The following is a 24,548-nucleotide window of genomic DNA, read 5'->3' on the forward strand; positions in this document are numbered from 1 at the left end:
GGCTCTCGTTCTCAACAGTTCCTACTCATCCAACGCGCCGCCTCCGGGCGGCGTTTCCATGTCGAGGCCGGCTCTCGCGGCGGCCTCGTCCTCCGCATCGGCCGCGTCGGCGGCGATCCGCTCGTAGCGGTCGAGCGCGCCCTGGAGGATGTAGGCTGCGGCCATCTTGTCCACCGCGTCCGCCCGCTTGGCCCGGGAGGCGTCCGCATCGAGGAGGGTGCGGGTCACCACCATGGTGGACATGCGCTCGTCCCAGAACAGGACAGGCAGGGGCAGCAGGGGCTTCATGTTCCGGATGAACGCGCGGGTGGCCTGCGAGCGCGGGCCCTCCGTGCCGTCCATGTTGAGCGGGAGCCCAAACACGAGGCCGCCGACGTCGTAGCGCGCGGCCAGGTCCTTGATGCGCCCCACATCGGGGGTGAACTTCACCCGCTTGATCGTCTCCAGCGGCGTCGCGATCCGGCGCTCCACGTCGGAGAGCGCGAGGCCGATGGTCTTGGTGCCGAGGTCGAGCCCCATGAGGCGCGAGCGCGCCGGCAGGCCGTCGATGAAGGCGACCAGTTCGTCGTCCTTGGAAATCATGGGCAGCCTCCTCCTCAGCCTCGCGGATCACAGCCAGTATAGAGGAAGTCGCCCGGCGTCGAGGCGGAGAGCCGAATCTCCATACTCCTTCGTCATCACCGGCCTTGTGCCGGTGATCTCGGTCAATGAAGCACCGCGCCTTTCAGGATCGGGATGGCCGGCACAAGGCCGGCCATGACGGAGTGGGTGCCATCAAAAGCCCCGTGTTGGCCACGAGGCTGTCGTCCCCGGCGAGCGTCGGCGAGGGAAGGGGATCCACTCGCACCCTCAGCGCCATGGATTCCCTTCCCCTCCGATGGCTTACGCCATCTCCGGCCGGGAATGACAGCAGGGCTTATGCGGCGCTGCTCGCCAGATCGGGGGATGTCGGGCTTGTGGCGTTCGTCCGGGACCGCAGGGCCTCGCCGGTGCCCCGGAACAGGTGGCAGAACTCGCGGGCGAGGTCGAGCGACACGGTCGAGCCCGCCTCGTGCCGCGCGTCGCCGGGCTCGCGCACGGTGAGGCGGCGGCCCTGGCCCGCATCCACATAGAGAAGATGGTTCTCGCCCAGCTCCTCCACCAGCTCGACCCGGCCGGTCAGGGCGCCGTCGGCGCTGATCCTCACATGGTCCGGCCTGATGCCGAGGGTAACGGCTTCACCGGCCTGCACGCCGTCCGGCTGCACCGGAACGGCAAGGGTGCCGCCGCCGGGCAGGCTCACCAGAACCTCGCCCGGCCCGACCCCGGCAACGGTGCATTCGATGAAGTTCATCTGCGGCGAGCCGATGAAGCCCGCGACGAACAGGTTCGCCGGGCGGTGATAGAGTTCGAGCGGCGTGCCCACCTGCTCGATGCGGCCTGCATGGAGCACCACGATCCGGTCGGCCAGCGTCATCGCCTCCACCTGGTCATGGGTCACGTAGATCATGGTCGCGCGGGTGTCGGTGTGGAGCTTGGCGATCTCGATGCGGGTCTGGACGCGAAGCGCGGCGTCGAGGTTGGAGAGCGGCTCGTCGAACAGGAACACCTTCGGGTCGCGCACGATGGCGCGGCCGATGGCGACGCGCTGGCGCTGGCCGCCGGAGAGCTGGCGCGGCTTGCGCTCGAGCAGCGGCTCGATCTGCAGCAGGCGTGCGGCCTCGCGCACCTTGGCGTCGATATCGGCCTTCGAGGATTTCGCCAGCTCGAGCCCGAAGGCCATGTTGTCGTAGACGTTCATGTGCGGGTAGAGCGCATAGGACTGGAACACCATCGCGATGCCGCGCTTGGCGGGCGCGAGGTCGTTCACCCGCTCGCCACCGATGAAGAGATCGCCCCCGGTGATGTCCTCCAGGCCCGCGATGAGGCGAAGCAACGTGGACTTCCCGCAGCCGGAGGGCCCGACGAACACCACGAACTCGCCGTCGCGGATGTCGAGATCGACCCCGTGGATGACCTTCGCCCTGCCGAAGGATTTTTGCACGTTCTTGAGAATGACGTCAGCCATTGAGAATTTCCCGTTTTATCCCTTCACCGCGCCGGCCGTGAGGCCCGCCACGATCTTGCGCTGGAACACGAGCACCAGGGCGATGATCGGCAGGGTCACGATGACGGACGCCGCCATGATCGTGCCCCAGGGCAGCTCATAGGCCGAGGAGCCCGTCATGAGGGCGATCGCGGGCGGAACGGTGCGCCGCTCGTTGGTGAGGGTGAAGGTGAGGGCGAAGAGGAACTCGTTCCACGACACGATGAAGGCGAGAAGCCCCGTGGTCACCGCGGCCGGCGCCATGAGCGGGAGGAACACGCGCCTGACCACGATCCAGGGCGTCGCGCCGTCCACGAAGGCCGCTTCCTCGATCTCCTTGGGCAGCTCGCGCATGAAGGTGGTGAGCACCCAGATCGTGAAGGGCAGGGTGAGCATGAGATTGGCGAGGATCAGGCCGGGCAGGGTGTTGTAGAGCCCGAAGCTGCGGATCAGCTCGAACATGCCCGACAGCACCGCCACCTGCGGGAACATGGAGACCGCAAGGATCGTCATGAGCAGCAGCGCGCGGCCGCGAAACGCGATGCGCCCGAACGCGTAGGCCGCCGTGATGCCCAAAGCCAGCGACAGGGCCACCACGGTGGCCGCGACGATGACCGAGTTGAGGATGTTCTGGCCGAAGGGCTGGCGGTCGAAAACGGCCACGTAGTTGGACAGGTCTAACCGCTCCGGAAGATACGCCACGGAGAACAGCTCGGCGCCCGAGCGGAAGGACGAGACGACCGCGTAGTAGAACGGAAACAGGGCGAAGAGGCCGACGGCCGCCACCAGAAGCCAGAAGCCGATGCGGGTGAGCACTTTCATCGCGGATCCTCCCCGAGCCGGACGCGGCCCGCCGCCAGGGTGACGACGATGAGCAGCGCGATGATGAGGAAGATCAGCGTCGAGGCGGCCGAGCCGACACCCACCTCCTGGAAGTCGACGAGCTGCTGTCGCGCATAGACCGACATCGACATGGTGTCGCGGGAATTGGCGGTCAGCACATAGATCAGGTCGAACACGCGCAGGGCATCGAGCGCCCGGAACACGATGGCGACGATCAGCGCCGGCCGGATCAGCGGCAGGGTCACGCGGAAGAACACCCGCACGGGATGGATGCCGTCGACTTTCGCCGCCTCGTAGATGTCGCCGGGGAGCATCTGCAGCGCCGCGAGGATGAGAAGCGCCATGAACGGCGTCGTCTTCCACACATCGACCATGACCACGGTCCAGAGCGCCGTGTCGGGATTGGCCGTCCAGGTGATGGGCGCGGCGATCAGGCCGAGGCGCAGGAGCATGTCGTTGATGACGCCGAACTGGTCGTGCAGCATCCAGTTCCACATCTTGGCCGAGACAACGGTGGGGATGGCCCAGGGAATGAGGATGATGGCGCGCATGATCCCGCGGCCCGGGAAGGCTGCGTTGAGGATCAGCGCCACGACGATCCCGAGCACGGTCTCGATGGACACGGACACGGCGGTGAACCACACCGTGTTCCACACCGAGTGCCACCAGTCGGGATCCGTCAGCAGCCCGAGCCACTCGCCGTCGTAATTGGCCAGGTAGTTCTCGAAGCCGATGAACTCGTAGTCGTTGAGGTTATTGAGGTCCGCATCGGTGAAGCTGAACCAGATCGTCCGCGCCAGTGGCCATCCGGCGATGAACGCCAGGATGATCAGGCTCGGCGCGATGAAGAGCCATGCGGAGCGAAGGCGCGAGCGCGTCAGCGACGAACGGCGTCCCCGTGCCTGGTGCGGCACGGGGACGTCTGCCTGAGCAACGGCGCTGGTCATGCCTACTTCCAGCCGTCGCGCTTGATCCGCTTCAGGTCACGGTCGAGGCGGGTGAGCGCCTGGGCGGGTTCGGCGCGCTTCGACAGCACCTGGTGCACGGTGTTGAAGAACTCGGTCGAGACCTTGTTGTAGTTCTCCCCCGTGACGCCGGAGGGGCGCGGCACCGCATTGGCGAACACATCGCGCAGGCTGCCGATGAAGGGGCTCGCCTTGGTGATCTCGGCATCCTCGTAGAGGCTCAGGATCGTCGGGTTGAAGGAGCCCTCGATGGCCCGGCGCTTCTGCTCCTCCTGGCCCGTCAGGTACATGGCGAGGTCCGTCGCGGCATCGGCGTTCTTCGAGTACTTGGACACGGCGAGGAGCTGGCCGCCCAGCGTTCCGGCGTGTCGGCCATCGGCTCCGCCCATGGGAAGGGGCGCGATGCCCACCTTGTCCTTGATGGCGCTGTCGGCACCCTGCGCAAGAGCCCAGGCATAGGGCCAGTTGCGCATGAAGGCGGCGTTGCCCGCCTGGAAGACGCCGCGGGATTCCTCCTCCGTGTAGTTGAGGACGCCCTCGGGCGTGACGGTGCCGACCCAGCCGGCGGCGGTCTTCAAGGCCTCCGCGGCGTTCGGGTTCTCGATGGTGACCTCGCCGGTGTCGTTGACGATGGTGCCGCCGTTGTTGGAGGCGATCCATTCCAGCGCATTGGTGGTGAGGCCCTCATAGGCGCGGCCCTGCCAGACATAGCCCCAGAAGTCGTTCTTGCCGGCCTTGCGCTCGCCTTCCTGGATGATGCGGGCGGTCTCCGTCAGCTCGGCCCAGGTCTTGGGGACGGGCCGGTTGTACTTCTCCAGCAGATCCTTGCGGTAATAGAGAAGGCCCGCATCCGCGAACCACGGCATGGCCACCACCTTGCCGCCCACGCGGGCGACGTCCGACATGGCCGGGATGTGCTGATCGAGGCCCTTGGCCTGCGCGGTCAGATCCTTGAAGTGCTCGCCCAGGATGCCGGGCCAGACCACGTCGATCTGGAACACGTCGATGTCGCCGGCGCCGGCGGCCAGCAGCTGCTGGTAGAGGGCGAGGCGTTCGGTGGCGGAGTTCGGCGTAGAGACGATCTTGACCGTGTTGCCGGTCTTCTTGGCCCAGGCGTCGGCCCCCTGTTTGCAGACCTCGTATTCCTTGCCGAGGGCACTGCACGAAAGGGAGATCTCGACGGCCGAAGCGCCCGTGGACACGAGCAGTCCGGCTGCGGCGGCGAGAGTGGCGAACATACGGGACATGGCTATCCTCCTCCGTCGTTATTGCTTAGCTTGAAGAAGATAAGTCGCGAGCGGCCATTTTGTTCCAATGAAACATGGCAGTACGTCGCCGGCGCCCCATCTTCACGCTCTCAGCAACAGGAATCTCTCATGAAAATCACGTGGTTCGGACATTCCGCCTTCCGGCTCGACTTCGCCGGCAAGGCCGTGCTCATCGACCCCTTCTTCACGGGCAACCCCGCCTTCGAGGGCGACAGGGCGAAGATCACCGAGGGCGTCACCCACATCCTTCTCACCCACGGCCACGGGGACCACGTGGGCGACACCGTCGAGATCGCGAAGGCGACCGGCGCCAAGGTGGTGACGAATTTCGAGCTGTGCATGTATCTCGCCAAGCAGGGTGTCGAGACCTTCGATCCCATGAACACGGGCGGCACCACGGACCAGGGCGGCTTCACCGTCACCCTCGTGCGGGCGGACCACTCGGCGGGTCTCGTGGAGATGGACGTGAACTTTCCGCTCGGCAGCGCCAACGGCATGATCGTGAAGGCGCCGGGCGAGCCGACTGTCTACCACATGGGCGACACCGACATTTTCGGCGACATGGCGCTGATCGCGGAGATTCATCAGCCCGACGTGGTGATCGTGCCCATCGGCGACCGCTTCACCATGGGCCCGGAGGTCGCGGCCCTCGCCGTCGAGCGCTATTTCGGCAGCGCCAAGGCGGCCATCCCCTGCCATTACGGCTCGTTCCCCATGATCCTGCCCGATGCGGACCGCTTCGTGGCCGCCATGGACGGCAAGGGCGTCCAGGTGGTGGTGCCGCACAAGACGGTGGGCGTGACGGTTTAAGCGAAATCCTCTGTCGTCATGCCCGCACTTGTTGCGGGCATGACGGTGGGCTGTCATCCCCGGCGAGCCGCAGGCGAGGGAAGGGGATCCACGATCAGGCGCAGCGCCATGGATTCCCTTCCCCTCCGATGGCTCCGCCATCTCCGGCCGGGAATGACACCGAGCTCCACATCCGCCGTTGCCCCCCGGCGCGGGCGGGTGCTATAGGCCGGCCAGCAGATATCCAAGGGGTATGACCATTCATGTCGGTCGATGAAAAAACGGTCCGCCGCATCGCCCATCTGGCGCGCATTGCCGTGACGGATGAGGAGGTGCCCCATCTCCAGGGCGAGATCAACGCGATCCTCTCCTTCGTCGAGCAGCTCAACGAGGTGAACGTCGACGGTGTCGAGCCGATGACCTCCGTGACCCCCATGGTCATGAAGAAGCGCCAGGACGGCGTGACCGACGGCGGCTACCCGGAGAAGATCGTCCGGAACGCCCCCGCCACGGAAGACCACTTCTTCCTGGTGCCCAAAGTCGTCGAGTAGCGACATCATCCCGGCCGCAGCGCCAGCTTGAGAGCCGGGATCGCTCAAACCAGTTATTGCTTCCAGACGTTCCCGGATCGCGGCTCCGCCCCGTCCGGGATGACAGGATGATCCCGTGACCGAACTGACCCATCTCACGATTGCCGAGGCCCGCGACGGCCTGAAGGCCAAGACCTTCTCCGCCACCGAGCTCACGAAGGCCCATGTGGATGCCATCGAGAAGGCGAGGGCGCTCAACGCCTATGTGCTCGAGACGCCTGAGAAGGCGCTCGCCATGGCCAAGGCCTCCGACGAACGGATCGGCAAGGGCGAGGCCGGGGCGCTCGAGGGCATCCCGCTCGGCATCAAGGATCTGTTCTGCACCGAAGGCGTGGTCTCCACCGCCGGCTCGAAGATCCTCGGCAACTTCAACCCGCCCTACGAATCCACCGTCACCCGGAACCTCTGGAACGACGGCGCCGTCATGCTCGGCAAGCTCAACATGGACGAGTTCGCCATGGGCTCTTCCAACGAGACCAGCGCCTTCGGGCCGGTCGTGTCGCCCTGGCGGCGCGAGGGCTCGAACGTGAGCGCGGGCGCTTCCGGCCGGATCGAGGGCACCCATCTGGTCCCCGGCGGTTCCTCGGGCGGCTCGGCCGCGGCCGTCGCGGCGCATCTGTGCCTGGGCGCCACCGCGACCGATACCGGCGGCTCTATCCGCCAGCCGGCGGCCTTCACGGGCACGGTCGGCATCAAGCCGACCTACGGGCGCGTCTCCCGCTGGGGCACGGTGGCCTTCGCCTCGTCGCTGGATCAGGCCGGCCCGATCACCCGCACGGTGCGCGACTCGGCCATCATGCTGCGCTCCATGGCCAGCCCCGACCCGAAGGACACCACCTGCGTGGATCTGCCGGTGCCGGACTTCGAGGCCGCCATCTCCCGCGGCGTGAAGGGCCTGAAGATCGGCATTCCCAAGGAATACCGGATCGACGGCATGTCGCCGGAGATCGAGCAGCTCTGGCACCAGGGCGCGGAATGGCTGCGCGCGGCCGGCGCCGAGATCGTCGAGGTGTCGCTGCCGCACACCAAGTACGCGCTGCCGGCCTATTACATCGTCGCTCCGGCCGAGGCGTCCTCGAACCTCGCCCGCTACGACGGCGTGCGCTACGGCCTGCGCGAGAACGGCCGCGACATCGCCGACCTCTACGAGAAGACCCGCGCCGCCGGCTTCGGCCGCGAGGTCAAGCGCCGCATCATGATCGGCACCTATGTGCTCTCGGCGGGCTATTACGACGCCTATTACGTTCGGGCCCAGAAGCTGCGCACCCTGATCAAGCGGGACTTCGAGGAGGTCTATGCCCAAGGCGTGCATGCCATCCTGACCCCGGCCACCCCGTCCTCCGCCTTCGGCATCGGCGAGAAGGGCTCCGACGACCCGGTCGAGATGTACCTCAACGACATCTTCACCGTGACCGTGAACATGGCCGGCCTGCCGGGCATCGCCGTGCCGGCCGGGCTGGACGCCCAGGGGCTGCCCTTGGGCCTCCAGCTCATCGGCCGCGCCTTCGACGAGGAGACCCTCTTCGCCGCCGGTCAGGTAATCGAGGATTCCGCCGGCCGCATCAGGCTGCCCCAGGCCTGGTGGGCTTGAGCCCAGTGGGTCCCACCGTTCCCGTCGTCACCCTCTGGGACTGGCTGCCCGCAGCCTTCGATCCGGTGCTGATTCTGATCGCGGTCTGGCTCGGCTGGAAGGCCGACCAGTTCGGCAAGGTAATGATCGTCGCGCTGGCCGCCTTCGGCGGGTCGGTCCTGGTGTCCTGGGCGATCAGCAGCCTCGGGTTGCCGTGGATCGCGCCGGTCCGCTCGGACGGGCTGACGCTCTTCCCGGTCCGGCTGGTCGCCGCAATGCTCTGGGCGAGCGGCGCCTATGCGGCCCACCGTCTGTCGAAGCGCTAGGTTTCGGCGAGCCCTGCACCGGAACCGGCCGGGTTGCCGAGTGCCGCTGCGATGTCCGAGAGCGTCGCTTTTTCGGCGTCGCTGACGGCCACGCCTCCAAAGCCCAGGAAACCGCCCTCCTTGCCGGCCTCGGCCGATTTACGGGCGACGCTCCACAGCCATGACTTGAAGGCGGCCGCCTCGTCGGGCGCCTTGGCGTCGAGAAGCACCGAGACGCCATGAAGCTCCTCGATGGCCTTACGCTTCACATCGGCGAACTGGCTGCCCTTGAACTGGCTTTGGAAGGAGTCGCGCACGGCGTTACGCGTCTCGGTGTTGGCGATGTCGTCGGCCACGGCCTTCACCAGGGGCGTGGCCTGGGCGTCCTGCTTGGCCTCGAGCAGGGCCCAGCCGCTGGACATGGATTCCTGCAGCAGGCTCCAGAGCCCGCCCGGATCCGCCGCGGTGATCGCCATGCTGGCCACCACGGGGCTTGCCACGAGGCGGGACCATTCCTCAGGGGTGAAGCTCGACTTGTTCGCCATGGTTGGCCTCCTGACATGCAGCCGGTGGGACACTCCCAAGCGCAATCGCTCGAGCTTGCCCTTGGTTCCGGGGCCAGCATAGCGGTGCGGAGCCCAAAAGGAATGGGCCCGACCGTGAGGTCAGGCCCATCCTGCGCAGTTGTGACGCGAGACGCGATTACTGCGGGTTGGCCGGGGCCGCGGGGGCAGCCGGAGCTGCCGGAGCAGCAGGAGCCGCCGGGGTCGTCGGCGTGACCGGGGTCACCGGAGCGGTCGTGGGGCCACCGACGGCGCCCGGTGCAACGGTTTCCGTCTGGGTGCCGACTGCGCCGGTGGTCGTCGGCTCGTCGCCGCCATCATAGAAGAGGAAGGCCAGCAGGCCGAGAGCGATAACAAGACCGCCGATCACGTAGGCAAGAGTGTTCGAACCACGGCTGCTGTTATCGTAGACGTTCGTCTCACGATTGTAGACGTTGGGTTCGCGATCCATGGGATCCATAGCCATTTTGAAACTCCTTGACCGTTTTACCTCCCGAACAACGCCGGATGCGGGGAGCGGTTTCATAGGAGCGTGGCAATTATTCTCGAAATCTGTGCATAAATTATTTCTCAACTTAACAAACCGGCAATCAATCTGAACACCCGTTCATCTTGAAGGGGGTTGACCGGTTCAAGCGCCGCTCGTACTCCGGGCTTCAAACACTGAGAATTAAAGGCGCAAGGCTCATGAACGCTCCGGTCAACCCTAAGAAGCTCATCAAGGGCGCGACAGGCGATTGGGAAATCGTCATCGGCATGGAGATCCATGCCCAGGTGACGAGCCAGGCCAAGCTCTTCTCCGGGGCCTCGACGGCCTTCGGCAACGATCCGAACAGCAACGTCTCGCTGGTGGATGCGGCTATGCCCGGCATGCTGCCCGTGATCAACGAGGAATGCGTGCGCCAGGCCATCCGCACGGGGCTCGGCCTCAAGGCCGAGATCAACCTGCGCAGCACCTTCGACCGCAAGAACTACTTCTATCCGGACCTGCCGCAGGGCTACCAGATCAGCCAGTACAAAAGCCCGATCGTGGGCGAGGGCGAGGTGATCGTGGACGTGCCGGAGACCGGCGAGACCATCACGGTGCGCATCGAGCGCCTGCACCTGGAGCAGGATGCCGGCAAGTCGATCCACGACCTGCACCCGACCCTGAGCTTCGTCGACCTCAACCGTTCCGGGGTGGCCCTCATGGAGATCGTGTCGAAGCCGGACCTGCGCTCGGCCGACGAGGCGCGCGCCTACGTGACCAAGCTGCGCACGATCCTGCGCTATCTCGGCACCTGCGACGGCGACATGGACAAGGGCAACCTGCGCGCCGACGTGAACGTCTCCGTGCGCCGCCCGGGCGACGAGCTCGGCACCCGTTGCGAGATCAAGAACGTCAACTCCATCCGGTTCATCGGCCAGGCCATCGAGGTCGAGGCGCGGCGCCAGATCGCGATCATCGAGGATGGCGGCACCATCGAGCAGGAGACCCGCCTCTACGATCCGGGCAAGGGCGAGACGCGCTCCATGCGCTCCAAGGAAGAGGCGCACGATTACCGCTACTTCCCCGACCCGGACCTGCTGCCCCTCGAGTTCGACCAGGCCTATGTGGACGACCTGGCGAAGGGTCTGCCGGAGCTGCCGGACGAGAAGAAGGCGCGCTTCATGGCCGATTACGGCCTCTCGCCCTATGACGCGAGCGTGCTGGTGGCCGAGCGCAGCTCCGCCGATTTCTTCGAGGAGGTGGCCAAGGGCCGCGACGGCAAGGCCGCGGCGAACTGGATCATCAACGAGCTGTTCGGCCGCCTGAACAAGGAAGGCAAGGACATCTCGGAGACGCCGGTCTCGGCGGCCCAGCTCGGCGCCATCATCGAGCTCATCGGCGAGAACGTGATCTCCGGCAAGATCGCCAAGGACCTGTTCGAAATCGTCTTCACGGAAGGCGGCGACCCGCGCGAACTCGTGGAAACGCGTGGCATGAAGCAGGTGACCGACACTGGCGCCATCGAGAAGGCCGTGGACGAGATCATCGCGGCAAACCCCGACAAGGTGGAGCAGGCGAAAGCCAAGCCCACGCTGCTCGGCTGGTTCGTCGGCCAGACCATGAAGGCCACGGGCGGCAAGGCCAACCCGCAGGCCCTCAACGACATCCTCAAGAAGAAGCTCGGGATCGAGTAAGGCCGTTGGCCATCCCGGCGGAACGCAGCCGCGCCCGTCGGGGCTCCCGCAGGGCACCGAACCTGTGACCTCGCAGCCCAACCCCTTCGCGCCGCACTGGCTGATCCGGGACATCGTGATCGGCTCGCACCGCGCCGCCGTGGGGGCCGGAGGCCTTCTGTTCGTCGGCGACTCCCTCGTCGAAGGTTTCTACTGGAATCGCATCGCATCGCTGCCCGTGCTGAACGCGGGCTATTCCGGCATCTGGACCGAGGCCCTGGAGCCGCGGGTGCCGCTTCTCCTGCAATCGGCCCGTCCCGGGCTCGCCATGCTGCTCGTCGGCACGAACGATGCCAAGAAGGGCTGTACGGACGATGCGCTCGACGGTGTGATGCGGCACTTCGATTCCATCCTCCGTCACTTCGAGGAGGCAGCCGTGCCGCTCGTCGTGATGACCCCGCCGCCCATCGAGGCGGGCAAGCGCCTGACGGGCTTCTATGCGAAGGACGCCATGGCATCCTTGAGCCGCCGCATGGTGCAGGCGGCGAAAGGCCGGGCCGTGGCCATCGTCGATCTGCAGCGGGCTTTTGCCGACGGGGACGGCGCCGCGAAAGCAGGCGTTACGACGGACGGCATTCACCTGTCGGCAGGGGCCTATCGCCGGCTGCACGACATGCTCGAACGAACGATCGCCACCGTGACGGCGAGGAGGGGCGGTGACCAACGCGGCGCGTAACATTGAGGACCTTGCTGTCATCCGTCCCGTCGTCGACAGCGACAGGCAGGATCTCTTCGGCCTGATCGCGATCTGCTATGTGGACTATCCCGGCTGCTTCGTCGATCCGCATGAGGATCTGCCGGACCTGCGCGCACCCGGCACCGCCTATCGCGAGACCGGCGGCGCCTTCTGGGCCGTCGAGGACGAGCGCGGTCGCGTCTGTGCCTGCGTGGCTGTCGATTTTCCGGACAGCGGAACGGCGGAACTGCACCGGCTCTACGTGCGCCCGGACCAGCGCGGACGCGGCTTGGGCTCGCGCCTCGTTCATCGGGCCGAGGCGCATGCGCGCAGCAACGGCGCGGCTCGCATGGTTCTGTGGTCCGACACGCGCTTCGTCACGGCGCACCGCCTCTATGCGAGGTTGGGCTATGTGCAGGCCGGGGAACAGCGTCAGCTGGCGGATATTTCGCAATCGGCGGAATACCGGTTTGAAAAGAGCCTTGAAAGCATCCAGAGTGCGGCCTGAGCGGGTGCGGATCACAGGATGGGAGCAGCGTCCATGATGTTAGAGGTGGCGGGCGTCTTTGCCGGAATCATCCTTGCGCAGGTATCGCCCGGCCCGAACCTCATGGCCGTGTCCTCCATCGCCCTGGGCGGCGGGCGTGGGCCCGGCGCCATCGCGGCGGCGGGAATCGCCACGGGGGTGTTCATCTGGTCCATCCTGTTTGCGCTCGGGATCGGCGCGCTCCTCAAGGCTTTCCCGCAGGCGATCACCGCGATGCGCCTTCTGGGTGGAGGCTATCTCGTCTATCTGGGCCTGCGCGCCCTGCGGACGGCGTTTGCGCCATCCGCCAGAAAGCCCAACCCGGAGCGCGCCGCCATCCCGGCGGGAGAAGCCTACCGCCGCGGATTGTTCGTCGTCATGACCAATCCGAAGGCGGCCCTGAAGTGGGTGGCGATCTCGATGTATCTGGCGTCCCTGAGCCTCTCGACGCTCCAGTTCCTGGCCATCGGAGTCGGAGCTTCCGCGTCGGCCATGATCATCTACGGCACCTACGCGCTGATCTTCTCGACCGGTGTCGCCATGCGGGCCTATGCCCGCTTCTTCCGCATCATCGAGGGAAGCTTCGGCGCCGTCTTCGGCGCCATCGGCGCGAAGGTCTTCGTCGATGGCGTGCGCGAGCTGAGGGCCTGACGCGCTGCGTCAGGCGACGCCGTATTCCTCCGCGTAGCGGTTGGCCACCCGCGTCTGCCACAGGCACAGCGCCGGCGCGACGATGAGCTCGACGACCAGGCCGCCGAGCATGAAGAGCGAGGGCAGGCCGGTGAGCCCCAGGCCGATGAGGCGGCTCAAGCCCCCGATGACCACGACCAGCGTGAGCAGCCGGAAGCGGCCGGTGTGGATCTCGATGGAGGGCAGGGTGCTCCAGAAGCACAGGCCGATGCCGAGCAGCAGGCCCGACAGGTAGCGGAAGTGGCTCTCCGCCGAGATGCTCACCGCATCGCCCGTCAGCGCCTGCCCGAACAGGACGCCGTAGAGCCCCGTTGCAACCGGGATGACCGCCACGACGGCAACGGCCTGCTGCAGCAGCTTTCGCTCACGTGCCATGCCGGGCATGGGATCTCCTCAGGTTTTCTGGATTCCGCTTCTTCACGATTGAGACACAATCTTCTAGTGTCTGCGCAACAGAATTTTCTTCGGGGGATGGACGATGCCGACACGTTTCGAGCTTCACGGAATTGCCTTGTCCGGGCCGACCTACAAGGTCGGCCTGCTGCTGACGCTCTCGGGCGAGCCCTTCGACTACATGCACATGAACCTGAGAGGCGGGGAGCACAAGCAGCCCGGCTATCTGTCGAAGCAGCGTTACGGGCAGGTGCCTCTCCTCGTTGACCGCAACAACGGCCGGCATCTGTGCCAGTCCGCCGCGATCCTGGAATACCTGGCCGATACCCTCGGCAAGTTCGGCGGCGCGACGCTCGACGAGCGCCTGCAGGCGCGCGAGTGGCTCTATTGGGACTTCGACCGCCTGGCGCCGGCGATCTACCGCACCCGCGGCATCAAGGCCGGGTTCCGCAAGGGCGGCCCCGAGGTTCTGGAGATGTATGCGGCCGAGGCCCAATCCGCCCTCCAGGTGCTGGACCAGCACCTCGCGGGACGGAACTGGATCGTGGGCGAGGGGGTCACTATCGCCGACATCGATATTTACGGCGTGCTGGCCTATGCGGGCGACGCCGAGATCGACCTCGCGCCCTATCCGGCGGTGACGGCTTGGATGGCGCGCTTCGAGGCGCTCGATGGATGCAGGAAGCCCAAGGATCTTCTGCCCATGGAAAGCCGCGCCGCCGCATGAGCGATCTCCTGATCCGCGAAGCGCAGGCGGGCGATCTCGAAGCGATCATCCGCCTGCACGAGGAGGACGAGCTGGGCTCCCACGGCGATCTCTGGTCGCCCGAAACCCGGCCTGCCTACGAGGCCGCTTTCGCCGCGATCGAGCGCAGCCCCGAGAACCGGCTGTTCGTGGCGGTCGATGGCCGCGAGATCGTCGGCACGTTCCAGCTCACCTTCATCCCCAACCTCACGGGACGCGGCGCTCTGCGGGTGAAGGTGGAGAGCGTGAAGGTGAAGGCCGCATGGCGCTCCACCGGCATCGGCGCCCGGATGATGGTCTTCGCAGAAGAACACGCCCGTGAGAACGGCGCCCGCGCCATGGAGCTGACCTCCAACAAGACCCGGGGGGACGCCCACCGCTTCTATGAGCGCCTCGGATTCACGCGCAGCCATGAAGGTTTCAAGAAGAAACTCGGCTAAAGCATCGGACCCAAAAGTGTTCTTGCACCTTTGGGATCCATCCGATGCTTTCTTCTTGGATAAAAGCATCGTGTGACCCGGAAAACCGGATCCACTTTTCGCTGGCGCGGCCCGCTGGGTCCGCACGATGCTCTAGTTGGTGGGACTGCCGCACCCAGACGGCGACGTGTGCAGCTGATTAGGAGCCGGACGGATCCGCGTGGGGTACCTATCTCGAAATACCGCCACAGGTTTGCGGCATGGCCGGTTGTGCTGACTCGAAAGCTCTTCGATACTCATCTCCGCAGCATTCCTCTCTTTCACAGCGGAGGGTTATGAGATGTCCCCTGCCATTGAGATCAGGCGCTTTGAGAGCCCCGACCAACTCCTCGACATGAAGGAGCACGGCCGAATTTCCATTATCAAGATGGCTGATGGCACAGCTGGCATGCACGCCGTCTTCGAACCAGGCTGGACCTGGGAGGCCGACGAGAAGCCGCTGCTCGGCTCACCCGATTCATGTCCGATGCGCCACACTGGCTACTGCATTGGCGGCAAGCTTGTGGTTCGCATGGTTGATACGGGCATTGAGACGCACATCGGCGCCGGCGACTTCTTCGAGATCCCACCCGGCCACGACGCATACGTCGAAGGCAATGAGCGCGCGGAGTTGATCTTGTTCGCTCCACCCGAACACCAGCACTGACGGCCCAACGGGTCAGAGAACGCTGCGATGGTCGTTTCGTCACCATTCTCCCGCGATCGATAGATCGGGACGAGATGGGGAGCGATCCGAGCATTCCTTTACGAAACGCCTGTCCTCGTCCGCGGTCGCAAGTGCCCCGAAGATGAGGCTGAAAGGCTTGCCGCTGAACCAGTCGGCCGATCAGTTGAGCGTGCGGATCTCGTGCCGGGCGGTGCCGGGAGGGCCCTTGCGGATCGTCACGCTCGCGTCCTGCGCCAGCGGATGGGTCTTCAGGACCCGCTCGATGGCGTAGTACATGGCCTCGGCATCACGACCATAGAGTTAGATGATCGTATCTGCTTCGCCGCGCGCATATCCGTCGATCTCGCCGAGGTCCCCGAGGGCGACCTCGAGCTGGCTTTCGAAGCCGGAGAGGCTGTATTCCTCGTAGATCGCAGCGGGAAGGGAATGGCTGTCGAGGCGGATGAACAGCGCCTGCTGGGCCGGAATGTAGTTGCCGCCGGAAGCGGCTTGCTTGCCGATGATGCGGGATAGCCAATTCATGGAGAGCTCCTGTCCAATCGAGGCGTTCGTCAAAGGACGAGCATCGGGCGAGTCTCAAAAGTGGCCGTCACCTTCGAGCCCGATGATGCAGGCTTTGTCAGGCCTTGGTGCCGTCCTTCAGGCGCTTGTTGCAGGCGCTCCAGAAGGCCGGCCACTTCATGTCCTTGGCGACCTTGCCGCTGGCCTTGGCTTCCTTCCACTCGAGGCTGCACTTGCTCATGCGCTCGCGGGCGGCCATCTGGGCCGCGGTCGGCTCCTTCTTCGGCTTGGTCTCGGTGGCCTGTGCGGCGCCGGCGAGCGCGAAAGTCATGGCGGCAGCAAGAGCCGCGTTTCCTATTCGGTTCATCATCGAATCACCCCCACAGCGATTTATTTACGTTATAAGATTTCTGAATCGGCGCGCGGCAACATGCAAGCCCCGTTGAGCTGCCATGCGTCGATTTCGTAGGATTTTCATTGCGGGCGAGGGTGCCAGGGCCAATCTTATGGCTTAACGTTCCGGCGCAAACCCGTGTTGTAACCTAAAGAGAGGCGTTTCATGGCGGCTTCCGCGCAGCACCCGATCGATCTCTATTACTGGCCCACCCCGAACGGGTGGAAGATCACCATCATGCTCGAGGAATGCGGGCTGCCCTATGCGATCCACCCGGTGAACATCGGCAAGGGCGACCAGTTCAAGCCGGACTTCCTGACGATCTCCCCCAACAACAAGATGCCCGCCATCGTCGATCATGACGGGCCGGGCGGTGAGCCGATCTCCGTGTTCGAGTCCGGCGCGATCCTGCAATATCTCGGCCGCAAGACCGGCCAGTTCTATCCGCAGGACGAGAGGGGGCGCGTCGAGGTCGATCAGTGGCTGTTCTGGCAGATGGGCGGCTTCGGCCCCATGCTCGGCCAGACCCACCATTTCCGCATCTATGCGCCGGAGAAGGTGCCTTACGCCATCGACCGCTACACCAACGAGACCAACCGCCTCTACGGCGTGCTGAACCAGCGCCTCGCGGACCGGGAATTCGTGGCCGGTGCCTATTCCATCGCCGACATGGCCATCGCCCCCTGGGCGAAGCTCTGGGAGCGCCAGGGCCAGAACATCGAGGACTTCCCGCATGTGAAGCGCTGGCTGGAAGCGGTGCTCGCCCGCCCGGCCGCCCAGCGCGGCATCGCGGTCGGGGCGGAGGACCGCACCAAGACCGACCTGACCGACCCGGCCGTGCAGGCCGTGCTGTTCGGCCAGAAGGCGCGGTGAGGTTCACTGCTCGTCATGCCCGGCCTTGTGCCGGGCATCCACGTCTTAATGGCGCAGTGGTTCAAAGATGTGGATGGCCGGGACAAGCCCGGCCATGACGCAGGTTGAATAGGTGAGCTAAGGCCTCAATTCACCTTGGCCCAGGTCTGCGAGCGGCAGATAAGCCCGCCCAGGACGCAGCCGGAGAGCTGCATGGCCTTGCCGCCGGCAAAGCTCATCTTGCCGGAATAGGTCTTGCCGTCCTTGTAGTTGTAGAGCTGGCCGGTGAAGCCCTCGGCCGAGGGCTGGATGTTGGAGATCATCTGGACCCCGACCAGGTTCCGGCCCTTCAGTTTCGGGTCCGGGTTGTTCACGTCCTTGGCCTCGCCCTGAACGGCAATGATGGTGCCGCAATAGGCGCCGCCGCACCGGGCTATGCGCACTCGGGTTTCGCCGGTTTCGCTCAAATAGGTGCCGCTCGGGTCCGCCGGCTGGGCGGAGGCCGGAAGGGCCAGCATGACGAGGCCGAGGGCGAGGATGGTTTGTTTCATGGGGAACTCCCTTAAGGTCGGTCTTCAGCGGACCGCTCGTGGAAGAGACTAGGGGAGGCGGTTAAGCTTTCCAAGCGGGCAGGGCCAAAAGGCCCTTGAGGCACAGGGGGCTCGCCGCTATAAGCGCCCCACTTCACCATTTCCCCTCATAAATAGAAGCGAGCTGTCATGGCCACCGAGCGCACTTTCTCCATCATCAAGCCCGACGCGACCGAGCGTAACCTCACCGGCGCCATCAATGCCGTCATCGAGAAGGCCGGCCTGCGCATCGTCGCCCAGAAGCGCATCCTCATGAGCCGCCGCGAGGCCGAGACCTTCTATGCGGTCCACAAGGAGCGTCCCTTCTTCGGCGAGCTCGTGGACTTCATGATCTCGGCCCCGGTCGTCGTGCAGGTTCTGGAAGGCGAGAACGCCGTGCTCCGCTACCGCGAGATCATGGGCGCCACCAATCCGGAGAGCGCTGCCGAAGGCACCATCCGCAAGCTCTACGCCAAGTCCATCGGCGAGAACTCGGTCCACGGCTCCGACAGCCAGGACAACGCCAAGATCGAGATCGCCCAGTTCTTCTCGGGCAACGAGATCGTCGGGTAAAAACCCTCTCCCGGGTGGGAGAGGGTGGCTGCGTCAGCAGCCGGGTGAGGGAATGACCTCATTCAAGTGAATCTCTGAAATGGCCGGGTTCGCCCCGGCCATTTGCTTTTGGGCTGTTCTGCCATCTTGTCCGGCGGCATCCCCTCACCCCAGCCCTCTCCCAAACGGGAGAGGGAGAAGAGGCGGCCTTTTCATTTTTGGCCCTTTCCCTCATCATGCGCCCGCCATGAACCAAGCCCCCCGCATCGAACGCCGCGCCTCGGTCTGCCCGCATGACTGCCCCTCCGTCTGCTCCCTCGAGGTGGAGGTGATCGACGGGCGCACCATCGGGCGCGTGCATGGGGCGAAGTCGAACACCTACACGGCGGGCGTGATCTGCGCGAAGGTGGCGCGCTATGCGGAGCGCATCCACAACCCGGACCGGCTGCTCTACCCCATGCGGCGCACGGGCCCGAAGGGCTCAGGATCCTTCGAGCGCATCTCCTGGGACGAGGCGCTGGACATCGTGGCGAAGAAGTTCCTGGAGGCCGAGCGGGAGTTCGGCTCGGAATCCGTCTGGCCCTATTACTATGCCGGCACCATGGGCTACGTGATGCGCGACGGCATCAACCGCCTGCGCCATGTGAAGAAATATTCCGGCCAGTATTCCACCATCTGCACGGCCATGGCCTATACGGGCTACGTGGCCGGCACCGGCCACCTGCGCGGCGCCGATCCGCGCGAGATGGCGGCGTCCGACTGCATCGTGATCTGGGGCACCAACGCGGTGCACACCCAGGTCAACGTGATGACCCACGCGATGAAGGCCCGCAAGGAACGCGGAGCCAGGATCGTCGCCATCGACATCTACGACAACGCCACCATGAAGCAGGCCGACATGGCGCTGCTCCTGCGCCCCGGCACCGACGGCGCGCTCGCCTGCGCGGTCATGCACGTGCTGTTCCGCGACGGTTATGCGGATTGGGATTATCTTGAGCGCTACACCGACCATCCGCGCGAGTTGGAAGAGCATCTGCGCACCCGCGACCCCGCCTGGGCCTCGGCCATCACAGGCCTGTCCGTGCAGGAGATCGAGGCCTTCGCCAAGCTCGTGGGCACCACCAAGCGCACCTATTTCCGCCTCGGCTTCGGCTTCGCGCGCCAGCGCAACGGCGTGGTCAACATGCATGCGGCCCTGTCGATCCCGGCCGTGACCGGCGCGTGGCAGTACGAGGGCGGCGGCGCACTGCATTCCAACAGCGGCATCTATCGCTGGAACAAGGCCCTGATCGAGGGGCACGACGCCATCGATCCGGCGATCCGCATCCTCGACCAGTCGCAGATCGGCCGCGTGCTCACCGGCGACGCCGAAGCGCTCTACAACGGCCCGCCCGTGAAGGCGATGCTGATCCAGAACACCAACCCGGTCTCCGTCGCGCCGGAGCAGGAATTGGTGAAGCAGGGTTTTCGCCGCGACGACCTCTTCGTCTGCGTCCACGAGCAGTTCATGACCGAGACGGCGCTCATGGCCGACATCGTGCTGCCCGCGACCATGTTCATGGAGCACGACGACCTCTATTCCGGCGGCGGCCACCAGCATTTCCAGGTCGGGCCGAAGCTCATCGATCCGCCCGGCGAGTGCCGTTCCAACCACGAGGTCTTTCGCGGGCTGGCCCAGCGCCTCGGCGCCGAGCATCGCGGGTTCAGTATGGAGCCGCGCGAGATCATCGACTGGACGCTCCAGAACTCCGGCCGGGGATCGCTCGAAAACCTTGAGGCGCAGGTGCATGTCGATGCGCAGCCGCCCTTCGAGGAGGCGCATTTTCTCAACGGCTTCGCCTACCCGGACGGCAAGTTCCGCTTCAAGCCCGATTGGACCACGATTCCCTCCTCCAACAACGGGCCCATGGGGCCCTGGGCCGCCATGCCGGCCTTCCCCGACCATTGGGAGGTGATCGAGGAGGCGACCGAGGAGCACCCGTTCCGCCTCGCCACGAGCCCGGCGCGCAACTTCCTCAATTCCAGCTTCACCGAAACCCCGACCTCGCTCGACAAGGAGCGGCGGCCCGAGGTGATGATCAACCCGGCCGATGCGCAGGCTCAAGGCATCGTTGAGGGCGATTGGGTGAAGCTCAGGAACCACCGCGGCGAGGTGTTCCTGCGCGCAAAGCCGTTCGACGGCGTCCGGCGCGGCGTGCTCATCGCCGAGGGCATCTGGCCCAACGCCGCCCATCCCTTCGGGCGCGGCATCAACACGCTCACGGGCGGCGACCAAGTGGCGCCCTATGGCGGCGCAGCCTTCCACGACAACCGGGTGGCGCTGGAAAAGGCCGATCTCGACTCGTCCCTGGAGCCGCCGGTGGCGAGGAAACAGCATCGGCCCGAGGCGCTCGTCGGCTAGTCCGAAGACTGAAACAAATACTAACCTCATCCTGAGGAGGTCGCGAAGCGACCGTCTCGAAGGAGGCTCCAGAGAGCACTGGAGACGCCCTGATCCTTCGAGACGGTGCTGACGCACCTCCTCAGGATGAGGGCTTAGGTTGAAGCCCCGATCGGATAGTCAGACCTTCTTAAGCCTATCCACATCTCCCCCTTGATCCTGAACGGCCAAGCCTATTCTTAACCGCCGAACGTGATTTCATCTCTGGGGAGCTGTCCATGATCTCGACCGCCCGCGCGCTGCTCGTCGCAGCCGCCGTTTCCGTGAGCGCGACGGCCGCGTATGCTGCCGCCTCCAACATGCCGACCCAATACCAGCCCGATCCGGCCCTGAAGACCGAGAGCATCAGCCAGCTGCGCGCCCGGGTGAGCCAGGCCTGCACCGTCATCCAGGCGAAGCTCCAGAGCGAGGCGAGCGAGTCTTCGCTCAACCGGGCCTGCGACTGCTATGCCGGCCGCACCATGCGCTCGCTCAGCGCCGAGGAGGTGCAGGCCTATCGCGACACCGGCGTGTTCAACGACACCGCCCGCGCCAAGGCGCTTGCCGCCCTCGATTCCTGCAGGCTGCCGCGCCCGCAGATTTAACTGAAAGCACTTATCTGCCTTATCGTCATGGCCGTCCCCGGACTTGATCCGGGGATCAGTCCCGGCCATCCACGTCTTGAAACGGGTTGAGAGCGTGGATCCCCGGAACAAGTCCGGGGATGACGAGGGTGGATGGGTTTTAAGTCGGCGAATGCAGCGCGCCGCCTGCATCCCACTGCCTCGAAAACACAACCCGCCCGTTCTCCAGCCGGGCCGTGCCGTCGCAGATCATCCGCAACGCCTGCGGGTAGAGCCGGTGCTCCTGCGCGATCACGCGGGCGGCGAGGCTCTCCTGCGTGTCGCCCGGCACCACCGGCACCACGGCCTGGGCGATGATCGGGCCGGCATCGAGCTCCGGCACCACGAAATGCACCGTGCAGCCATGCACCAGCACGCCGTCCTCGAGCGCCCGGCGATGGGTCTGCGTGCCGCGATAGAGGGGCAGGAGGGACGGGTGGATGTTGATCATGCGCCCGGCCCAGCGCTCCACGAACCAGTCGCTGAGCACCCGCATGAAGCCGGCAAGGCAGATGAAGGCGATGTCGTGCTCGTTGAGCGCCGCATCCAGCGCCCGGTCGAAGCTCTCCCGGTCGGGAAAAGCCTTGTGGTCGATGGCGAGCGTCGCGAGCCCGGAATCCTTCGCCCGCGCTAACCCTTCCGCGTCCGGGCGGTTCGAGAGGACGAGGGCGATCTCGGCCGGGAAGTCCGCAGCCTGAGCGGCCTCGATCAGCGAGGCCATGTTCGAGCCGCGGCCCGAGATCAGGATGGCGACGCGGCGGGTCATCAAAGCTTTAAGGAGCCTGAAGTCTGCACGCTCTCGCCGCCTGCATGGGCAATCGTCTCGCCGATGCGAACCGGGTTTTCGCCGGCCTGGCGAAGGCGCTCCATCACCGCGTCCGCCTTGTCGGCGCTCGCCACCACGATCATGCCGATGCCGCAGTTGAAGGTGCGCAGCATCTCGGTCTCGGCCACGCCGCCGGTCTTGGCCAACCAGCCGAACACGGGCGGAACCGCGATGGCATCGAGGTCGAGGCGCACGCCGACGCCGTCGGGCAGCACGCGCGGGATGTTGTCGGGGAAGCCGCCGCCGGTGATGTGGCACAGCGCGTTGATGCCGTCGCCGGTTTTCAGCACCTCCAACAGGGCCTTCACGTAGATCCGGGTCGGCTCCAGCAGGGCCTGGGCCAGGGTTTTGCCCGATGCGAAGGCGGCGGGCGCATCCCAGGCCAGGCCGGAATGCTCGACGATCCGGCGCACCAGGGAGAAGCCGTTCGAATGGACCCCGGAGGAGGGCAGGCCGATGAGCACGTCGCCCACGCTCACGTCCTTGGGGAGCAGCGTGCCGCGCTCGGCCGCGCCCACGGCAAAGCCCGCGAGGTCGTAGTCGCCCTTGGCGTAGAGCCCCGGCATCTCGGCGGTCTCGCCGCCGATCAGCGCGCAGCCCGCCTGGAGACAGCCCTCGGCGATGCCCTTGACGATATGGACGCCGACCTCGGGCGAGAGCTTGCCGGTGGCGAAGTAGTCGAGGAAGAACAGGGGCTCGGCGCCCTGCACGATGATGTCGTTCACGCACATGGCCACGAGGTCGATGCCGATGGTGTCGTGGATTCCCGTGTCGATGGCGATCTTCACCTTGGTGCCGACCCCGTCATTGGCCGCCACCAGGATCGGGTCCTTGAAGCCCGCGGCCTTGAGGTCGAAGAGCCCGCCGAAGCCGCCGATCTCCGCGTCCGCGCCCGGCCGGCGCGTGGAGCGCACCAGGGGCTTGATCTGGTCGACCATGGCGTTGCCCGCATCGATGTCCACGCCCGCCTGGGCATAGGTCAGGCCGTTCGTCTGCTTCTCGGACTTCTCGGTCGTCATGGCTCACCCCGTGTTGGGGTGGGCAGTAAGCCTGGAGGGGGCGGGAGGCAAGGGGCTATGTCACTTTTGGATCTTGTGAAGCATGGCAGATGGGGAAAGCCGATGGCTTCAACCGGCGCCTAGGCAGGCTTTACAGGCTGGCGGAGGATGGTCCTGAGTTTGCTCGGCGCTGTCTTGCGAGCATCGCTCAGATAGATCTCGTGATGGTGACCATTGCGCACGAAGCCCTGGGCCGGCATCGTCTCGTTGTAGAGCTTGGCGAGAAGAGGTCCTTCATCGTCGTAGCTTCCGACATGGAGCGCCTGGAGGCAGCGGCCCTCCACGTAAGGCTCCAACCGTAGGCTGTCGGGTGGTTCGCCCAGTCTTCCCGAGGTCTTTCTGATCGCGGCTTCGAACAGGTCCAGTCCAATGAAGTCTGGTGCCATAATCATCAGCGTCCAGTGCCACTCGGCCTTTCGGCGCGCGACGAAACTTGCAGGATCGTCCGCCCACCACAGTCCCTCAAGCGGAGGTACGACGTAGTCCAGGGACTGAGCCGTCTTGGCGGCGAATTTCATGCCGTAACTGACCGAGTAGAGCCATTCGACCGCGTTCTTGAAGGCTTCGGCGGTGTTGGGATCTCCATGGCCGTCCACTTTGAGAAACCGAAGCGTAGGGACTTCGATTTGTTTGAAGCGACCGACCGGGGCTTGGAACAGCTCTTTGTAGAGCTTCTTGAAGTCGATCTTATCCATGCCGCTTTCCCGGGTTCTCGACGGTACGGAACAGTTATACAGATACAATTCTGACGTTAGCTGAGCAACAGGCTTGCCCACCATCCCGACTTTGTCTCTCCAGACGTTGAACTCCGCCCCCCGAGCGTCCATCATCACCGCCGATGACCATTCCGAACATCATCACCATCGCCCGCCTCATCATCGTGCCCATCGTGATCGTCATGATCATGCAGCAGCGGTGGGTGGCTGCCTTCGTCCTGTTCGTGGTGGCCGGGGTCTCGGATGCCGTGGACGGGTTCATCGCCCGCCGGTTCGACATGCGGAGCGAGTTCGGGGCCTATATCGATCCCATTGCCGACAAGGCGCTCCTGGTTTCGATCTACGTGACGCTTGCCGTCGTTGGCGCCATCCCGAGCTGGCTTGCCATCGTGGTGGTGTCCCGTGACGTGATGATCGTGGCCGCCGTGCTCCTGTCCTGGGTCATGAGCCGCCCGGTCGAGATCAAGCCGATCCTCGTGAGCAAGCTGAACACGGGCGCCCAGATCGCCTTTGCGGCCTTCGCGCTGGCCGCCAATGCCTTCGGGGCGGAACTCGCGGGGCTGGAGGATGTCGCCATGCTGGTGGTGGCGACCTTGACCGTCGCATCGGCAGGTGCCTATCTCGGGGGCTGGTTGCGGCACATGGGAAGCTGATGACCGAAGCATCGGACCCAAAAGTGGATTTGCACTTTTGGGATCGATC

General features: G+C 65.4%; 30 protein-coding genes. 16 read left to right on the forward strand and 14 right to left on the reverse strand.

Annotated elements, in window-relative coordinates; translation table 11 throughout:
- Positions 1 to 21 precede the first annotated feature (21 nt).
- From ruvX to JAO75_RS08435, 5 genes are all read right to left on the reverse strand, one after another.
- Entirely contained in the window at positions 22 to 582 is a 561-nt protein-coding gene (gene ruvX / locus JAO75_RS08415; protein WP_199048277.1) for a Holliday junction resolvase RuvX, read from the reverse strand.
- 334 nt (positions 583 to 916) lie between these two features.
- Positions 917 to 2,047 carry an ABC transporter ATP-binding protein gene (locus JAO75_RS08420; RefSeq protein ID WP_199048279.1) on the reverse strand — a complete coding sequence of 377 codons (1,131 nt, stop codon included), beginning with the start codon at positions 2,045 to 2,047 and terminating at the stop codon, positions 917 to 919.
- 15 nt (positions 2,048 to 2,062) lie between these two features.
- Positions 2,063 to 2,887 carry a carbohydrate ABC transporter permease gene (locus JAO75_RS08425; RefSeq protein WP_199048281.1) on the reverse strand — a complete coding sequence of 275 codons (825 nt, stop codon included), beginning with the start codon at positions 2,885 to 2,887 and terminating at the stop codon, positions 2,063 to 2,065.
- The gene (locus tag JAO75_RS08430; protein ID WP_199048283.1) at positions 2,884 to 3,855 is read right to left on the reverse strand and encodes a carbohydrate ABC transporter permease; all 972 of its coding nucleotides are present in this window, start codon (positions 3,853 to 3,855) and stop codon (positions 2,884 to 2,886) included. Before JAO75_RS08430 ends, JAO75_RS08425 begins: the two co-directional genes overlap by 4 nt.
- A gap of 2 nt (positions 3,856 to 3,857) precedes the next feature.
- The gene (locus JAO75_RS08435) at positions 3,858 to 5,120 is read right to left on the reverse strand and encodes an ABC transporter substrate-binding protein (protein ID WP_199048285.1); all 1,263 of its coding nucleotides are present in this window, start codon (positions 5,118 to 5,120) and stop codon (positions 3,858 to 3,860) included.
- Between the two features lie 129 nt (positions 5,121 to 5,249).
- On the opposite strand from JAO75_RS08435, the gene JAO75_RS08440 reads away from it, so the two are divergent.
- The 4 genes from JAO75_RS08440 to JAO75_RS08455 all read left to right on the forward strand — a co-directional run bounded on the left by JAO75_RS08440 (position 5,250) and on the right by JAO75_RS08455 (position 8,416).
- A complete protein-coding gene (locus JAO75_RS08440; RefSeq protein WP_199048286.1) occupies positions 5,250 to 5,951 on the forward strand; it encodes a metal-dependent hydrolase in 702 nt (233 codons plus the stop codon).
- A 242-nt stretch (positions 5,952 to 6,193) separates the two neighbouring features.
- Complete coding sequence (gene gatC, locus JAO75_RS08445) at positions 6,194 to 6,481, forward strand: Asp-tRNA(Asn)/Glu-tRNA(Gln) amidotransferase subunit GatC (protein WP_199048287.1); 288 nt, start codon at positions 6,194 to 6,196, stop codon at positions 6,479 to 6,481.
- A 115-nt stretch (positions 6,482 to 6,596) separates the two neighbouring features.
- The gene (gene gatA / locus JAO75_RS08450; RefSeq protein WP_199048288.1) at positions 6,597 to 8,111 is read left to right on the forward strand and encodes an Asp-tRNA(Asn)/Glu-tRNA(Gln) amidotransferase subunit GatA; all 1,515 of its coding nucleotides are present in this window, start codon (positions 6,597 to 6,599) and stop codon (positions 8,109 to 8,111) included.
- Positions 8,108 to 8,416, forward strand: coding sequence for a hypothetical protein (locus tag JAO75_RS08455; RefSeq protein ID WP_199048289.1), 309 nt, complete (start codon positions 8,108 to 8,110; stop codon positions 8,414 to 8,416). Before gatA ends, JAO75_RS08455 begins: the two co-directional genes overlap by 4 nt.
- On the opposite strand, the gene JAO75_RS08460 is transcribed toward JAO75_RS08455, so the two are convergent.
- A complete protein-coding gene (locus JAO75_RS08460; protein ID WP_199048290.1) occupies positions 8,413 to 8,940 on the reverse strand; it encodes a hypothetical protein in 528 nt (175 codons plus the stop codon). The two genes, JAO75_RS08455 and JAO75_RS08460, sit on opposite strands and share 4 nt — an antisense overlap.
- Positions 8,941 to 9,097: 157 nt before the next feature.
- Positions 9,098 to 9,424 (reverse strand): hypothetical protein, encoded by a 327-nt coding sequence (locus JAO75_RS08465; protein WP_199048291.1) that lies wholly within the window; start codon positions 9,422 to 9,424, stop codon positions 9,098 to 9,100.
- 221 nt (positions 9,425 to 9,645) lie between these two features.
- On the opposite strand from JAO75_RS08465, the gene gatB reads away from it, so the two are divergent.
- From gatB to JAO75_RS08485, 4 genes are all read left to right on the forward strand, one after another.
- Positions 9,646 to 11,121 carry an Asp-tRNA(Asn)/Glu-tRNA(Gln) amidotransferase subunit GatB gene (gene gatB, locus JAO75_RS08470; RefSeq protein WP_199048292.1) on the forward strand — a complete coding sequence of 492 codons (1,476 nt, stop codon included), beginning with the start codon at positions 9,646 to 9,648 and terminating at the stop codon, positions 11,119 to 11,121.
- Positions 11,122 to 11,185: 64 nt separating this feature from the next.
- The gene (locus tag JAO75_RS08475) at positions 11,186 to 11,836 is read left to right on the forward strand and encodes a GDSL-type esterase/lipase family protein (protein WP_199048293.1); all 651 of its coding nucleotides are present in this window, start codon (positions 11,186 to 11,188) and stop codon (positions 11,834 to 11,836) included.
- On the forward strand, positions 11,817 to 12,344 hold the full coding sequence (locus tag JAO75_RS08480) for a GNAT family N-acetyltransferase (protein WP_199048294.1): 528 nt from the start codon (positions 11,817 to 11,819) through the stop codon (positions 12,342 to 12,344). The genes JAO75_RS08475 and JAO75_RS08480 overlap by 20 nt, the downstream gene beginning before the upstream one ends.
- A gap of 33 nt (positions 12,345 to 12,377) precedes the next feature.
- Positions 12,378 to 13,013, forward strand: a complete 636-nt coding sequence (locus tag JAO75_RS08485) for a LysE family translocator (RefSeq protein WP_199048295.1) — start codon at positions 12,378 to 12,380, stop codon at positions 13,011 to 13,013.
- A 9-nt stretch (positions 13,014 to 13,022) separates the two neighbouring features.
- Here the strand turns inward: JAO75_RS08485 and JAO75_RS08490 are convergent, their stop codons facing one another.
- Complete coding sequence (locus tag JAO75_RS08490) at positions 13,023 to 13,427, reverse strand: DUF4345 domain-containing protein (RefSeq protein ID WP_199048447.1); 405 nt, start codon at positions 13,425 to 13,427, stop codon at positions 13,023 to 13,025.
- 103 nt (positions 13,428 to 13,530) lie between these two features.
- Here JAO75_RS08490 and JAO75_RS08495 point away from each other — a divergent pair, with 103 nt between their 5' ends.
- From JAO75_RS08495 to JAO75_RS08505, 3 genes are all read left to right on the forward strand, one after another.
- A complete protein-coding gene (locus JAO75_RS08495; protein ID WP_199048296.1) occupies positions 13,531 to 14,172 on the forward strand; it encodes a glutathione S-transferase family protein in 642 nt (213 codons plus the stop codon).
- A complete protein-coding gene (locus JAO75_RS08500) occupies positions 14,169 to 14,630 on the forward strand; it encodes a GNAT family N-acetyltransferase (RefSeq protein ID WP_199048297.1) in 462 nt (153 codons plus the stop codon). The genes JAO75_RS08495 and JAO75_RS08500 overlap by 4 nt, the downstream gene beginning before the upstream one ends.
- A 319-nt stretch (positions 14,631 to 14,949) precedes the next feature.
- Positions 14,950 to 15,315, forward strand: coding sequence for a cupin domain-containing protein (locus tag JAO75_RS08505; protein WP_199048298.1), 366 nt, complete (start codon positions 14,950 to 14,952; stop codon positions 15,313 to 15,315).
- A 321-nt stretch (positions 15,316 to 15,636) separates the two neighbouring features.
- On the opposite strand, the gene JAO75_RS08510 is transcribed toward JAO75_RS08505, so the two are convergent.
- A complete protein-coding gene (locus tag JAO75_RS08510; protein WP_199048299.1) occupies positions 15,637 to 15,858 on the reverse strand; it encodes a hypothetical protein in 222 nt (73 codons plus the stop codon).
- A 97-nt stretch (positions 15,859 to 15,955) separates the two neighbouring features.
- Positions 15,956 to 16,207: a hypothetical protein gene (locus JAO75_RS08515; RefSeq protein WP_199048300.1), complete on the reverse strand. Its 252-nt coding sequence runs from the start codon at positions 16,205 to 16,207 to the stop codon at positions 15,956 to 15,958.
- Between the two features lie 189 nt (positions 16,208 to 16,396).
- Here JAO75_RS08515 and JAO75_RS08520 point away from each other — a divergent pair, with 189 nt between their 5' ends.
- The gene (locus JAO75_RS08520) at positions 16,397 to 17,104 is read left to right on the forward strand and encodes a glutathione S-transferase N-terminal domain-containing protein (RefSeq protein ID WP_199048301.1); all 708 of its coding nucleotides are present in this window, start codon (positions 16,397 to 16,399) and stop codon (positions 17,102 to 17,104) included.
- A gap of 125 nt (positions 17,105 to 17,229) precedes the next feature.
- Here JAO75_RS08520 and JAO75_RS08525 read toward each other — a convergent pair whose 3' ends face one another.
- The gene (locus JAO75_RS08525; protein ID WP_199048303.1) at positions 17,230 to 17,634 is read right to left on the reverse strand and encodes a DUF2147 domain-containing protein; all 405 of its coding nucleotides are present in this window, start codon (positions 17,632 to 17,634) and stop codon (positions 17,230 to 17,232) included.
- A gap of 168 nt (positions 17,635 to 17,802) precedes the next feature.
- On the opposite strand from JAO75_RS08525, the gene ndk reads away from it, so the two are divergent.
- The 3 genes from ndk to JAO75_RS08540 all read left to right on the forward strand — a co-directional run bounded on the left by ndk (position 17,803) and on the right by JAO75_RS08540 (position 21,228).
- Positions 17,803 to 18,225 (forward strand): nucleoside-diphosphate kinase, encoded by a 423-nt coding sequence (gene ndk / locus JAO75_RS08530; RefSeq protein ID WP_199048305.1) that lies wholly within the window; start codon positions 17,803 to 17,805, stop codon positions 18,223 to 18,225.
- Between the two features lie 226 nt (positions 18,226 to 18,451).
- Positions 18,452 to 20,605 carry a molybdopterin-containing oxidoreductase family protein gene (locus JAO75_RS08535; RefSeq protein ID WP_199048307.1) on the forward strand — a complete coding sequence of 718 codons (2,154 nt, stop codon included), beginning with the start codon at positions 18,452 to 18,454 and terminating at the stop codon, positions 20,603 to 20,605.
- 257 nt (positions 20,606 to 20,862) lie between these two features.
- Positions 20,863 to 21,228, forward strand: coding sequence for a hypothetical protein (locus tag JAO75_RS08540; RefSeq protein ID WP_199048309.1), 366 nt, complete (start codon positions 20,863 to 20,865; stop codon positions 21,226 to 21,228).
- 139 nt (positions 21,229 to 21,367) lie between these two features.
- Here the strand turns inward: JAO75_RS08540 and purN are convergent, their stop codons facing one another.
- The 3 genes from purN to JAO75_RS08555 all read right to left on the reverse strand — a co-directional run bounded on the left by purN (position 21,368) and on the right by JAO75_RS08555 (position 23,825).
- On the reverse strand, positions 21,368 to 22,012 hold the full coding sequence (gene purN, locus JAO75_RS08545; protein ID WP_199048311.1) for a phosphoribosylglycinamide formyltransferase: 645 nt from the start codon (positions 22,010 to 22,012) through the stop codon (positions 21,368 to 21,370).
- On the reverse strand, positions 22,012 to 23,091 hold the full coding sequence (gene purM / locus JAO75_RS08550) for a phosphoribosylformylglycinamidine cyclo-ligase (RefSeq protein WP_199048313.1): 1,080 nt from the start codon (positions 23,089 to 23,091) through the stop codon (positions 22,012 to 22,014). Before purM ends, purN begins: the two co-directional genes overlap by 1 nt.
- Positions 23,092 to 23,210: 119 nt before the next feature.
- Positions 23,211 to 23,825 carry a GyrI-like domain-containing protein gene (locus JAO75_RS08555; protein ID WP_199048315.1) on the reverse strand — a complete coding sequence of 205 codons (615 nt, stop codon included), beginning with the start codon at positions 23,823 to 23,825 and terminating at the stop codon, positions 23,211 to 23,213.
- A 143-nt stretch (positions 23,826 to 23,968) separates the two neighbouring features.
- Between JAO75_RS08555 and JAO75_RS08560 the strand changes: the two genes are divergently transcribed.
- Positions 23,969 to 24,499 (forward strand): CDP-alcohol phosphatidyltransferase family protein, encoded by a 531-nt coding sequence (locus JAO75_RS08560; protein ID WP_199048317.1) that lies wholly within the window; start codon positions 23,969 to 23,971, stop codon positions 24,497 to 24,499.
- Positions 24,500 to 24,548: the final 49 nt, after the last annotated feature.

The organism is Microvirga splendida (assembly GCF_016427565.1).
Classification (GTDB): domain Bacteria; phylum Pseudomonadota; class Alphaproteobacteria; order Rhizobiales; family Beijerinckiaceae; genus Microvirga; species Microvirga splendida.

Bases quoted from the DNA above. Each gene is read 5' to 3' on its own strand.
- JAO75_RS08505 (WP_199048298.1), top strand. From the start codon at position 14,950: ATGTCCCCTGCCATTGAGATCAGGCGCTTTGAGAGCCCCGACCAACTC.
- JAO75_RS08495 (WP_199048296.1), top strand. From the start codon at position 13,531: ATGCCGACACGTTTCGAGCTTCACGGAATTGCCTTGTCCGGGCCGACC.
- JAO75_RS08525 (WP_199048303.1), bottom strand. From the start codon at position 17,634: ATGAAACAAACCATCCTCGCCCTCGGCCTCGTCATGCTGGCCCTTCCG.
- JAO75_RS08560 (WP_199048317.1), top strand. From the start codon at position 23,969: ATGACCATTCCGAACATCATCACCATCGCCCGCCTCATCATCGTGCCC.
- JAO75_RS08460 (WP_199048290.1), bottom strand. From the start codon at position 8,940: ATGGCGAACAAGTCGAGCTTCACCCCTGAGGAATGGTCCCGCCTCGTG.
- JAO75_RS08540 (WP_199048309.1), top strand. From the start codon at position 20,863: ATGATCTCGACCGCCCGCGCGCTGCTCGTCGCAGCCGCCGTTTCCGTG.
- JAO75_RS08425 (WP_199048281.1), bottom strand. From the start codon at position 2,887: ATGAAAGTGCTCACCCGCATCGGCTTCTGGCTTCTGGTGGCGGCCGTC.
- JAO75_RS08465 (WP_199048291.1), bottom strand. From the start codon at position 9,424: ATGGCTATGGATCCCATGGATCGCGAACCCAACGTCTACAATCGTGAG.
- ndk (WP_199048305.1), top strand. From the start codon at position 17,803: ATGGCCACCGAGCGCACTTTCTCCATCATCAAGCCCGACGCGACCGAG.
- JAO75_RS08520 (WP_199048301.1), top strand. From the start codon at position 16,397: ATGGCGGCTTCCGCGCAGCACCCGATCGATCTCTATTACTGGCCCACC.
- gatC (WP_199048287.1), top strand. From the start codon at position 6,194: ATGTCGGTCGATGAAAAAACGGTCCGCCGCATCGCCCATCTGGCGCGC.
- JAO75_RS08430 (WP_199048283.1), bottom strand. From the start codon at position 3,855: ATGACCAGCGCCGTTGCTCAGGCAGACGTCCCCGTGCCGCACCAGGCA.
- JAO75_RS08555 (WP_199048315.1), bottom strand. From the start codon at position 23,825: ATGGATAAGATCGACTTCAAGAAGCTCTACAAAGAGCTGTTCCAAGCC.
- ruvX (WP_199048277.1), bottom strand. From the start codon at position 582: ATGATTTCCAAGGACGACGAACTGGTCGCCTTCATCGACGGCCTGCCG.
- JAO75_RS08510 (WP_199048299.1), bottom strand. From the start codon at position 15,858: ATGAATTGGCTATCCCGCATCATCGGCAAGCAAGCCGCTTCCGGCGGC.
- purN (WP_199048311.1), bottom strand. From the start codon at position 22,012: ATGACCCGCCGCGTCGCCATCCTGATCTCGGGCCGCGGCTCGAACATG.
- purM (WP_199048313.1), bottom strand. From the start codon at position 23,091: ATGACGACCGAGAAGTCCGAGAAGCAGACGAACGGCCTGACCTATGCC.
- gatB (WP_199048292.1), top strand. From the start codon at position 9,646: ATGAACGCTCCGGTCAACCCTAAGAAGCTCATCAAGGGCGCGACAGGC.
- JAO75_RS08515 (WP_199048300.1), bottom strand. From the start codon at position 16,207: ATGATGAACCGAATAGGAAACGCGGCTCTTGCTGCCGCCATGACTTTC.
- JAO75_RS08440 (WP_199048286.1), top strand. From the start codon at position 5,250: ATGAAAATCACGTGGTTCGGACATTCCGCCTTCCGGCTCGACTTCGCC.
- JAO75_RS08485 (WP_199048295.1), top strand. From the start codon at position 12,378: ATGATGTTAGAGGTGGCGGGCGTCTTTGCCGGAATCATCCTTGCGCAG.
- JAO75_RS08500 (WP_199048297.1), top strand. From the start codon at position 14,169: ATGAGCGATCTCCTGATCCGCGAAGCGCAGGCGGGCGATCTCGAAGCG.
- JAO75_RS08420 (WP_199048279.1), bottom strand. From the start codon at position 2,047: ATGGCTGACGTCATTCTCAAGAACGTGCAAAAATCCTTCGGCAGGGCG.
- JAO75_RS08490 (WP_199048447.1), bottom strand. From the start codon at position 13,427: ATGGCACGTGAGCGAAAGCTGCTGCAGCAGGCCGTTGCCGTCGTGGCG.
- JAO75_RS08435 (WP_199048285.1), bottom strand. From the start codon at position 5,120: ATGTCCCGTATGTTCGCCACTCTCGCCGCCGCAGCCGGACTGCTCGTG.
- JAO75_RS08535 (WP_199048307.1), top strand. From the start codon at position 18,452: ATGAACCAAGCCCCCCGCATCGAACGCCGCGCCTCGGTCTGCCCGCAT.